Below are 11,527 nucleotides of genomic sequence, written 5' to 3' on the forward strand. Positions count from 1 at the left end.
AATGCGATATGCGGAAGTGTCGGAACTGGCAGACGAGCAAGACTAAGGATCTTGTAAGCATTGCGCTTGTGTGGGTTCAAGTCCCATCTTCCGCATGACTTTAAAACAGAGCTGTGAATTGCAGCTCTGTTTTTGGCTATATGAAAGTAAATTATTGCATGCCTGCACTGGTGAGAAGCTGAAATGGGAAGATCTGCGTGATATATTTGTATTCGTTTCATATACAATAGGATAATTTTGGACATCTTAAGGGCTGATCAGACCGTAACTCCAATATTTTTTGAATTATTTTTTCAGAAAAGAGGAATTTGTGGTTTTGTGTAGAATATAATTAACAGAGGGTATTTTGTCGCCGCTGTTTGTCAGACTGTGGAGGAAATGCTTATGAACATCAGAGAGAGCATGGAACAGAGAGAACGGGAGCTTTTGAGTCCTTATGCTTCTCACAGCGCAGATACCAGAGGCCGGGAGTACCCGGAAGAGGAATGCGATGTGCGGACAACGTATCAGAGAGACAGAGACAGGATCCTTCATTGTAAGGCTTTTCGCCGTATGAAGGATAAGACACAGGTGTTTCTGGCACCACAGGGAGATCATTACCGTACCAGGCTGACACATACACTGGAGGTATCGCAGATCGCCCGGACTATTGCCAAGGCACTTCGCTTAAATGAAGATCTGGTGGAAGCCATCGCTCTGGGACATGATCTGGGGCATACGCCTTTTGGACATGCAGGAGAGAGAGCACTGGATCAGGTACATCCGGGTGGCTTTGCACACTATAAGCAGAGTGTCCGGGTCGTGGAAGTACTGGAGAAGAACGGAAACGGGCTGAACCTTACCTGGGAAGTCCGCAATGGGATCATGAATCACCGCACCAGCGGAAATCCTTTCACACTGGAAGGACAGGTGGTACGTTTTTCTGACAAGATCGCCTATATCCACCATGATATGGACGATGCCCAGCGGGCAGGGATCATCACGGAAGATGATATTCCTGTTACAATGAGAACTTTTCTGGGCTATACCACGAGAGAACGGCTGAATACTTTCGTACATAATATTATAGAGAACAGTATGGGGAAAGACAGCATCTCCATGTCGCCGGATGTTTTTGAGGCGATGATGGAGCTTCGGGCGCTGATGTTCCGGAATGTCTATGAGAATCCGGTTGCCAGGAAGGAAGAGGATAAAGTGATCCAGATGCTGAGTGAACTGTACGGATATTATACTGACCATCCGGAGGCAATGTCCCGGGAATACAGGGAACTGGTGGAATACCGGGGAGTACCTAAGGAACAGGCAGTATGTGATTATATTTCGGGAATGACGGATCAGTATTCCATGGAGAAATTCAGGGAGATCTATATACCGAGAGCCTGGGAGGTCTATTAAATGGAAAAGAGGGATAAGCATGCGTTATTCAGATGACATCATAGAAGAAGTCCGAATGAAAAATGACATTGTAGACGTGATATCCCAGTATGTGAAACTGACACGGAGGGGGAGTTCCTATTTTGGGCTGTGTCCCTTCCATAATGAGAAAACCCCTTCCTTTTCCGTAACGCCATCCAAGCAGATGTATTACTGCTTTGGCTGCGGGGCAGGAGGAAACGTATACAATTTTATCATGGAATATGAGAATTACTCGTTTGGTGAGGCGCTGTCACATCTGGCTGATCGGGCAGGGGTAGAGCTTCCGAAGATCGAGTATTCCAGAGAAGCCAGAGAAAAAGCAGAACAGAGAGCAAATCTTCTGGAGATCAACAAGCTGGCAGCACAGTACTTTTATTATCAGCTCCGGAGAGAAGGCGGAAAGACGGCTTACGGATATCTGACAGGAAGAGGTCTTTCCGAGGAAACCATCCGTAAATTCGGTCTTGGATATTCGGACAAGTATAGTGATGATCTGTACAAATATCTTAAGGGTAAGGGCTACAGTGATGAACTTCTCCGGGAATCCGGCCTGTTCAATGTAGATGAGCGGCGAGGCATGTATGATAAGTTCTGGAACCGTGTGATCTTCCCGATCATGGATGTAAACAACCGGGTCATTGGTTTCGGAGGTCGTGTCATGGGAGATGGCAAGCCCAAGTACCTGAATTCACCGGAGACGAAGATCTTTGATAAGAGTCGGAATCTTTACGGGCTGAATGTGGCCAGGACCACCAGGAAGAATTATCTGATCCTCTGTGAGGGATATATGGATGTGATCGCCATGCATCAGGCAGGCTTTACCAATGCAGTGGCGTCGCTTGGAACTGCACTGACCTCTGGACATGCAAGTCTTGTGAAACGTTACACCAAGGAAGTCCTGCTTCTTTATGACAGTGACGGTGCAGGGATCCGGGCGGCCCTTCGTGCGATCCCGATCCTGCGGGAGGCGGGAGTCACGTCCAGGGTAGTAAGCCTGAAGCCCTGGAAGGATCCGGACGAGTTCATCAAGAATGAAGGAGCGGAGGCCTTTGAGGAACGTCTGGACCGGGCCATGGACAGCTTTATGTTCCGTGTACATATTGCGGAACAGGAATTTGCCATGGATGCACCCCAGGGACAGAATCAGTTTTTTGAGCGGTGTGCCGGGATGCTTCTGGAGCTTTCCGATGAACTGGAGAGGAATCTTTATATAGAAGCCATTGTAAAGGAATACGGCCGCTATGGAGTGGGCACGGAGGATATCCGGAAAAGGGTCAACACGCTGGCTCTGAAGGGAACGCCTGCAGAGAAACGGATCCAGCCAAAGTCCGGGACTCCGGAAACAAAGAAAAAGGAATCCGCCGCAGACAAAGCACAGAAGCTGATGCTGACCTGGCTTGTAAATTATCCGGGTATTTTTGAACAGGTGGAAAAATACATTTCCCCTTCCGATTTTGTGGTACCGCTGTATAAAGAGGTAGCCCAGATGCTGTTTGAACAGCATAAGGAGGGAGAGACCAATCCGGGAAAGCTTCTCAACGCCTTTACAGACAGTGAGGAGCAGCGGGAGGTGGCATCTCTTTTTAACGCCACCATCCATCTGGAAAACGAAGGAGAACAGCAGAGGGCTTTTTCCGATGCGCTGCTGCGGATCAAGGAAGAAAGCCTCAAAGAAAAAAACCGTACCTGGGACCCGTCAGACATGGCCGGGCTTCAGGAACTGATAAAAGCAAAAAAAGAACTGGAAGACCTTGGAAGAAAGAGGCAGCAGCTGCATATTTCTTTCAATTAAGGATAAAATATAAACACTATATGGAGGTATAGAGCACCTATGGAAATGAATATGGCAAAATTCAGCGAGAAACTTGTAGAGCTTCTTGAACTTGCAAAAAAGAAAAAGAATGTGCTGGAATATCAGGAGATCAGCGACTTTTTCAAGGACTCTCCACTGGAAGTGGATCAGATGGAGAAGGTTTTTGACTTCCTGGAGGCCAGCGGTGTGGACGTTCTCCGTATCACAGAAAATAGCGGTGACGAACTCCTCCTTGATAACGATATGGATATGGATGGGATGGAAGATGAAGAAGAGGTAGAGCTTGATAAGATCGACCTCTCTGTACCGGAAGGTGTCAGCATCGAGGATCCGGTCCGTATGTACCTGAAAGAGATCGGTAAAGTCAGTCTGTTAAGTGCAGATGAGGAGATCGAGCTTGCCAAGAGAATGGAAAAGGGGGATGAAGCTGCCAAGAAACGTCTGGCAGAGGCCAATCTCCGTCTTGTTGTCAGCATTGCAAAGCGTTATGTTGGACGTGGAATGCTGTTTCTCGACCTGATCCAGGAGGGAAATCTTGGCCTTATCAAAGCTGTTGAAAAATTTGATTACAGAAAAGGCTACAAGTTCAGTACCTATGCAACCTGGTGGATCCGTCAGGCTATCACAAGAGCCATTGCAGATCAGGCACGTACCATCCGTATCCCTGTGCATATGGTTGAGACTATCAACAAGCTGATCCGTGTTTCCCGTCAGCTGCTCCAGGAGCTTGGACGTGAACCTACGCCGGAGGAAATCGCTGAGGAGATGGACATGCCGGTAGACCGTGTACGTGAGATCCTTAAGATCTCCCAGGAGCCGGTATCTCTGGAAACTCCTATCGGTGAGGAGGAAGACAGTCATCTTGGCGATTTCATCCAGGATGATAATGTTCCGGTACCTGCAGATGCAGCTGCATTTACACTTCTGAAGGAGCAGCTGGTAGAAGTCTTAAGTACGCTTACTGACCGTGAACAGAAGGTTCTCCGCCTTCGTTTCGGACTGGACGACGGACGTGCCAGAACTCTGGAGGAAGTTGGTAAAGAGTTCAATGTCACAAGAGAGCGTATCCGTCAGATCGAGGCAAAAGCTCTGCGCAAGCTGCGTCATCCCAGCCGCAGCCGCAAGCTGAAGGATTATCTTGACTGATAAAAATATATCCGTACAGCTTTCCATGCGTCTTCGTGCCATTGCCGGTATGGTAACAAAAGGAAACCGGCTGGCAGACGTAGGATGTGACCATGGCTATCTGTCGATCTGGCTTGTCAGTGAAAAAACAGTTCCGTCAGCCATTGCCATGGATGTACGTCCGGGACCGCTTTCAAGAGCCAGGGAGAATATTACCCGTTATGGCCTTGAAGATTACATAGAGACCCGTTTGAGCGACGGGCTTGCGAAGCTTGAGCCGGGAGAAGGTGATACCCTGGCGATCGCGGGAATGGGTGGTCCTCTGATGGAAAGGATATTAAAGGATGGAGCGAAGGTCCGGGAGGGGTTTCAGGAACTGATCCTGCAGCCTCAGTCGGACCTTCCTCATTTCCGGCATTTTCTTTCTGAGATCGGCTGGGAGATCGTAAGGGAAGAAATGATAAAAGAAGACGGAAAATTTTATCCTATGATGAAAGCGGTACGTAACAATTCGGGAGAAAAGACTGTTTACACAGAGGAAGAGGCCTGGTTTGGACCTCTCCTTCTGAAAAAATGTCACCCGGTCCTTAAAGAGTATCTTCTACGGGAGGAAATGATCCGTAAGAAAATACTTGCCGGTCTTTCCGGGACAGAGTCTGTTTCCGCAAAAACTCGTCTGGCAGAAGTAAAGGAGGAAATGGAGCTGATCCATACAGCTCTGAAACGATATGAAAGCATATGAACTGATCGAATGGCTGAATGAGCATCATCCGCAAAAATTTGCGGAGGACTGGGATAATGTGGGACTGCTGGTGGGAGATGACCAGAAAGAGATTTCCCATGTATTTCTTGCACTGGATCTTACGGAACCGGTGTTGGATGAGGCGGTGGCTGCTGGTGCGGATATGATCCTTACCCATCACCCAATGATCTTTTCCGGAATCAAAAAGATCAACAATCATACCTTTACCGGAAGAAAGATCCTCCGTCTGATAAAGGAGGATATCCCGTATTTTGCCATGCATACCAATTATGATGTGATCGGAATGGCAGATTTAAGTGCAGAGCATCTGAAGCTTCAGGATACAAGGGTGCTTACAGTTACCGATGAATCCGGGGAGCAGCCGGAGGGGTTCGGAAGAGTGGGAAAGCTTCCCCATGTTATGACTCTTGATGAGTTTGGAAAATATGTAAAAGAATGCAATCATCTTCCGGATGTGCGGGTTTACGGTGATCTGGATCGGAAGATCGAGACGGTGGCGATCTGTACAGGAAGCGGAAAGAGTATGATCGGTGATGTAATGGCCGCCGGTGCGGATGTATATGTGACCGGAGATATTGATTATCATACTGCCATCGATACTATGGCAGATGGTCTGGCAATCGTAGATGCCGGACATTACGGTACGGAGTATATTTTTGCGGAAGCTATGGAGAAGGAACTGAATGCGGCATTCTCTGCGCTTAAGACAACCTGCGCCAGTGTGAAAAATCCATATACTGTTTTGTAAAAGCGGATTGCAAAAAGTGCTTGTATTCATGAATATGTAGTGGGATGGAATACGATTATCTGTTTCGGAAAAATGAATTGTGAAACACATGGCTGTCCGAAAAATCGGGCAGCTGTATAAATATATAAGCCTGTGGAGGGGATCGTTATGGAACAGACAATGATTAAAGTGACCATAAACGGAGAAACAAGGGAATACCCCAAAATGACACCGTATTCTGAGATCATAAGGGATTATGAGGGCAAAACAGAGTATCCGGTGATCCTTGTGACTGAGAACGGAAAGCTCCGTGAGCTTCACAAGAAGCTTCAGCATGACTGTACACTGGGATTTATAACCGCAAAGGACAGTGCCGGTCGAAAAACCTATCGGAGAAGTGCGATCTTTATTCTTTTGAAGGCAATTTTTGATGTAGCTGGAAAAGAGAATGTGGATCATGTTGTGATCCATTATTCTATCGGAAATGCTCTTTATTTTACCATGAAAGGCAGTGCTACCCTGGATCAGGAGCTTCTTGACCGGGTAAAAGTGCGGATGTGGGAACTGGTAGACCGGAAGCTTCCGATCTGCAAACGCAGTGTCAGCACGGATGATGCCGTTTCCATGTTCCACAGGCATCATATGTATGATAAAGAAAAGCTGTTCCGTTATCGGCGGGTTTCCAGAGTGAATATTTACAGCCTGGAAAATTTCGAGGATTATTTTTATGGATTTATGGCACCGGATACCGGCTATGTGAAGCATTTTGATCTGCAGCTTTATGATGAAGGCTTTGTGCTGATCCTTCCGAGGCAGAAGAACCCGGATGTGCTGGAGCCTTTTGAACCCCAGGATAAGATTTTCCATGTGCAGAAGGAATCGGAAGAGTGGGGCGATAAGCTGGATGTTGCCACTGTAGGAGATCTCAATGACCGGATCACAAGAGAAGGTGTGCAGAGCCTGATGCTGATTCAGGAGGCACTCCATGAGGCCAAGATTTCTTCGATTGCCGAGGAGATCCGGAGAAGGGGCAATGTAAAGTTCGTAATGATCGCAGGTCCGTCTTCTTCCGGAAAGACCAGTTTTTCTCACAGATTATCTATTCAGCTTTCTGCTCATGGTCTGAAGCCGCATCCCATTGCTGTGGATAACTATTTTGTGGATCGTGAACATACGCCGCTGGATGAATTCGGAGAAAAGAATTATGAGTGTCTGGAAGCCATTGACACGCAGCAGTTTAATGAAGATATGCTGAATCTCCTTTCGGGAAAAACCGTGGATCTTCCTACATTTAATTTCAAGACCGGATGCAGGGAATACCGGGGAGACCAGCTTCAGCTTGGAAAAGATGATATCCTGGTCATTGAGGGTATCCACGGGCTCAATGACAAATTGAGTTATGCCCTTCCAAAAGAGAGTAAGTTTAAGATCTATATCAGTGCACTGACACAGCTGAACATTGATGAGCATAACCGGATCCCCACAACGGATGGAAGACTGATACGCCGAATTGTCCGTGATGCACGTACACGTGGAACTTCCGCAAAGGATACCATTGCAAGGTGGCCTTCTGTACGGAGAGGCGAGGAGCAGAATATTTTTCCGTTCCAGGAGGAAGCAGATGTGATGTTTAATTCAGCTCTTGTGTATGAGCTTGCCTGCCTGAAGGTTTATGCGGAACCGCTGCTTTTTGGAATTGACAAGAGTGAACCGGAGTATCAGGAGGCGAAGCGGCTTTTGAAGTTCCTGGATTATTTTGTGCCGGTGCCCAGTGAAGGCGTTCCGTTTAATTCGCTTCTGAGGGAGTTTATTGGCGGTAGTTGTTTTAATGTATAAATTAATTGTATGAATAAAAAAAGCTATGTGTAGATATAAGGCTCTATGCAATGCAGATATCGGTTGGCACAAAGATGAGAAGATTAGGATTTCTCTGTGCATAGGATCTGTGGTGTGTGGAGCCTTTTGAGTGTGAATCGGAAAAGTTAAAGTCCTCTGTGGTGCTGCGGATGGATGACGGGATTTACAGGACTTAAAGGAAAGGGAAAATGATCATGAAAGAAAAAATACAATTGACAAAACTGGCTCCAAACTGTGGCTGTGCAGCTAAGGTAGGACCGGGGACTCTGGCGGGAGTTCTTGGCGGGCTGCCAAAGTTCTGTGATCCGGATCTTCTGGTTGGAACGGACACTTCGGATGATGCGGCCGTTTATAAGGTTTCCGAAGATCTGGCACTGATCCAGACATTGGATTTTTTTACTCCGGTGGCAGATGATCCTTATGATTTCGGGCAGATCGCGGCGGCAAATGCATTGAGTGATGTGTATGCCATGGGTGGAACTCCGAAGACAGCTTTGAATATTGTGGCGTTTCCGAAGGATATGGATGTGGAGATCCTCGGGGAGATCCTGCGTGGCGGTGCGGATAAGGTGATGGAGGCCGGGGCGGTTCTTGCCGGTGGCCATACGATCCAGGATGATACACCAAAGTATGGGCTCAGTGTGACGGGTTTTGTAGATCCGAGGAAGTTCTGGAAGAATTTTGGAGCGCAGACCGGAGATAAGCTGATCCTGACGAAGGCGCTGGGTGCGGGGATCGTGAATACGGCGATCAAGGCGGATCTGGTGACGGAAGGTGCACGTAAGGCGGTTTTGGCTTCCATGAAGAAACTGAACCGGGATGCCTGTGAGGTTTTTAAAGAGTTTGAGGTTCATGCCTGTACGGATGTGACGGGGTTTGGTCTTGGGGGACATGCTACGGAGATGGCTGTGGCCAGTGACCGGACGGTTGTGATCGATACGGAGAAGCTGCCGGTGCTTCCGGATGTGGAGGAGTTTGCTTCTATGGGATTGATTCCGGGTGGGGCTTACAGGAACCGGGAGTTTGCTGAGAAAACCGGAGTGAAAAGTGTGGCAGAGCTCTGGCGGGAGGATCTGGTGTTTGATCCGCAGACTTCTGGGGGATTGCTGGCGGCGGTTCCGGAGAGGGATGTGCAGGAGATCATGAAGCGGCTGGATGCGGCTGGTCTGCAGGCTGGGGTGATCGGTGAGGTTGTGGATCGGCGGGAGTGGACGTTGGAGATCCGGTAGGAAATTAATTTACGAACGAATGTTTGGACGATAACGTCAGAGTGGATGGTTGCGTAGGGGGATACTGCTGGGGAAAGTGGTGGTAGCAGAATGACGGATGGCGGATGGCGGACGCCTGGGGGAGAGGATATCGGTCCGGGCAGGGACTCCGTCGGGGGATACTACTAGGACTCCGTGAGTCGGCTAAAAGCATTGCGGCAGGGTCAGAACTCGCCGTTGGCTCAGACAGCTGTCCCTGCCGCAATAACGCCGACTCCCGCAGCCCAAGTAGTTATCACCCCTCCTCCGCAGCAGCCCAAACCGATATCCTCTCCCCCAGGCTGGTGCATCCAGCTGGTAGGAAAAACATAAAATGTGTGGAGAGTATGGTTGTGGGATGCAGAACAGGAAAATTACTGTTTACTGGTAATATTCCGCGAGGTGTTTTTTGTGAGCGAAGGTCACAGAAAACCCGAGCCATACTGCGCGAATTTATGTGATTAGCATAAATTCTGTGCATTGCGAAGCGTGTTACTGAGAATGGAGTGAACAGTAATTCATGAAATATATGCTCTGTATTTTTTATATATTGTTTGCCTAAGGGATAAAAGCATGGTATTATCATATGAGCGGAAATTGAGAAGACATAAAGAAAGAATATGAAAAATGTGACGGGAAAGGAAGAATTATGGAGAAACATAAACATGAGAGGAGTACATTTTCCGGGAAGATTGGATTTGTACTGTCTGCAGCTGGTGCTTCGGTAGGGCTTGGGAATATATGGAGATTCCCTTATCTGGCGGCAAAGTACGGCGGTGGAATTTTTTTACTGATCTATATCATTTTGGCATTGACCTTTGGATATTCTATGATCGTGGCAGAGACAGCTCTGGGACGTATGACAAAGAAAAGTCCGGTAGGTGCGTTTGGAACTTTTGGTAAATCAAAGTGGCTGTCTTTGGGCGGTTGGATCAATGCGATCATACCGGTTCTGATCGTGCCGTATTATTCCGTGATCGGTGGCTGGGTAATTAAATACTTGGTGGAGTATGTAAAGGGAGGCAGTCAGATTCTTGCTGAAGACGGATATTTTTCTGCTTTTATAGCGGATGGATTTTCTACAGAAACCTGTTTCCTGTTTTTTACACTGCTTACGCTGGTGATCATTTATGCAGGTGTGCAGAATGGCGTGGAACGAGTTTCCAAATTAATGATGCCGATACTGGTATTCTTGTCTGTGGTCATTGTCATTTATTCGGTAACGAGGCCAGGAGCACTGGAAGGTGTGAAATATTTTCTGATACCAAATATCAAAAACTTCTCCTGGATGACAGTGGTTGCGGCAATGGGACAGATGTTTTATTCTCTGTCGATCGCAATGGGTATTCTGGTAACTTTTGGTTCTTATATGAAAAAGGATGTATCTATTGAAGGGTCTACACAAAATGTAGAAATTTTTGACACAGCGATCGCAATGATGGCAGGTCTGATGATCATTCCGGCTGTGTTTGCATTCTCCGGTGGAAATCCGGATACGTTACAGGCGGGACCGGCACTGATGTTTATTACGATTCCGAAGGTATTCGCAAGCATGGGATTTGGAACTTTGGTTGGAATCCTGTTTTTTGTATTGGTTCTCTGTGCAGCCTTGACCAGTTCTATTGCACTGACTGAGAGTGCAGTATCTACTTTTCAGGATGAACTGAAATGGGGGCGCAAGAAGGCAACAGTATTTGTCGGAATTATCATGGTTGTTCTCGGAAGTCTTTCTTCTCTTGGCTATGGTCCTCTGGCGTGTGTTAAGATCATTGGAATGCAGTTCCTTGATTTCTTTGATTTCCTGACGAACTCTGTCATGATGCCGATCGCAGCGATTGCTACCTGTCTTCTGATATCCAGAGTAGTTGGTACAAAGAAGATTGAAGAGGAAGTACTGCAGGAAGGTGGTACTTTCCGCAGAAAAAGAATCTTTAATTTTATGATCCAGTATCTTTGCCCAATCTTTGCGGCGATCATTCTTTTCAGTTCTGTGGCAAATGCATTTGGATGGATTTCCATGTAAAAGACATAGGAGACCAAGAAAATTCCAACTTTACAAGTCTATACACCTGTGTTAAAATAGCAGGTGCGCAGCCAGGCCAGGTGATCGCGGCTGGACAGACGAAAGGGTCCAGACGAGGAAAGTCCGGGCTTCACAGGGCAGGATGCCGGATAACGTCCGGTGGAGGTAACTCCCAGACCAGTGCAACAGAAATAAACCGCCCCGTTTTGCGGGGTAAGGGTGGAAAGGCAGTGTAAGAGACTACCGCCGCTGTGGTAACAGAGCGGGCACATGTAAACTCCATTCGAAGCAAGACCGAGAAGAAAGCCATACGGCGGCCCGTCGTGCTTTCAGGTAGGTCGCTGGAGCCTTCTGGCAACGGAAGGCCTAGATAGATGATCACCCAACGACATAACCCGGCTTATCGGTCTGACTGTGTATGATAATAAGCACATAATAAAAGCAACTGTATTTTGCAGATATGTTCTGTAAAATATCAGTTGCTTTTTTGTAAAAAACTTTTCTATGAAAACACAGCGCCCGGTTCCCGCTTCGATATTCAGGCCTTCGCAGGAGC

8 protein-coding genes, 1 tRNA gene and 1 other RNA gene are annotated in these 11,527 nt (G+C 47.5%); all 10 read left to right on the forward strand.

Features of this window, described 5'->3' with window-relative positions:
* Positions 1 to 10 precede the first annotated feature (10 nt).
* The 10 genes from NE638_RS05950 (at position 11) to rnpB (ending at position 11,390) form a co-directional block, all read left to right on the forward strand.
* Positions 11 to 95: transfer RNA gene (locus tag NE638_RS05950), tRNA-Leu, on the forward strand.
* 289 nt (positions 96 to 384) lie between these two features.
* Positions 385 to 1,395, forward strand: a complete 1,011-nt coding sequence (locus NE638_RS05955) for a deoxyguanosinetriphosphate triphosphohydrolase (RefSeq protein WP_173745916.1) — start codon at positions 385 to 387, stop codon at positions 1,393 to 1,395.
* Between the two features lie 19 nt (positions 1,396 to 1,414).
* A complete protein-coding gene (dnaG, locus tag NE638_RS05960) occupies positions 1,415 to 3,208 on the forward strand; it encodes a DNA primase (protein WP_118752449.1) in 1,794 nt (597 codons plus the stop codon).
* 39 nt (positions 3,209 to 3,247) lie between these two features.
* Positions 3,248 to 4,375: an RNA polymerase sigma factor RpoD gene (rpoD, locus tag NE638_RS05965; RefSeq protein WP_021651146.1), complete on the forward strand. Its 1,128-nt coding sequence runs from the start codon at positions 3,248 to 3,250 to the stop codon at positions 4,373 to 4,375.
* Positions 4,368 to 5,096: a tRNA (adenine(22)-N(1))-methyltransferase gene (locus tag NE638_RS05970; RefSeq protein WP_244094806.1), complete on the forward strand. Its 729-nt coding sequence runs from the start codon at positions 4,368 to 4,370 to the stop codon at positions 5,094 to 5,096. The genes rpoD and NE638_RS05970 overlap by 8 nt, the downstream gene beginning before the upstream one ends.
* The gene (locus NE638_RS05975) at positions 5,083 to 5,865 is read left to right on the forward strand and encodes a Nif3-like dinuclear metal center hexameric protein (RefSeq protein ID WP_173733052.1); all 783 of its coding nucleotides are present in this window, start codon (positions 5,083 to 5,085) and stop codon (positions 5,863 to 5,865) included. The genes NE638_RS05970 and NE638_RS05975 overlap by 14 nt, the downstream gene beginning before the upstream one ends.
* Positions 5,866 to 6,012: 147 nt before the next feature.
* Positions 6,013 to 7,680, forward strand: coding sequence for a nucleoside kinase (locus tag NE638_RS05980; protein WP_173740833.1), 1,668 nt, complete (start codon positions 6,013 to 6,015; stop codon positions 7,678 to 7,680).
* A 215-nt stretch (positions 7,681 to 7,895) separates the two neighbouring features.
* Positions 7,896 to 8,930, forward strand: a complete 1,035-nt coding sequence (gene selD / locus NE638_RS05985; RefSeq protein WP_330418235.1) for a selenide, water dikinase SelD — start codon at positions 7,896 to 7,898, stop codon at positions 8,928 to 8,930.
* Positions 8,931 to 9,597: 667 nt separating this feature from the next.
* Complete coding sequence (locus NE638_RS05990; protein ID WP_015525764.1) at positions 9,598 to 10,971, forward strand: sodium-dependent transporter; 1,374 nt, start codon at positions 9,598 to 9,600, stop codon at positions 10,969 to 10,971.
* A gap of 68 nt (positions 10,972 to 11,039) precedes the next feature.
* Positions 11,040 to 11,390: RNase P RNA component class A (gene rnpB / locus NE638_RS05995), an RNA gene on the forward strand.
* Positions 11,391 to 11,527 lie beyond the last annotated feature (137 nt).

This window comes from Blautia sp. MSK.18.38, from assembly GCF_024460535.1.
Classification (GTDB): Bacteria; Bacillota; Clostridia; order Lachnospirales; family Lachnospiraceae; genus Blautia_A; species Blautia_A fusiformis.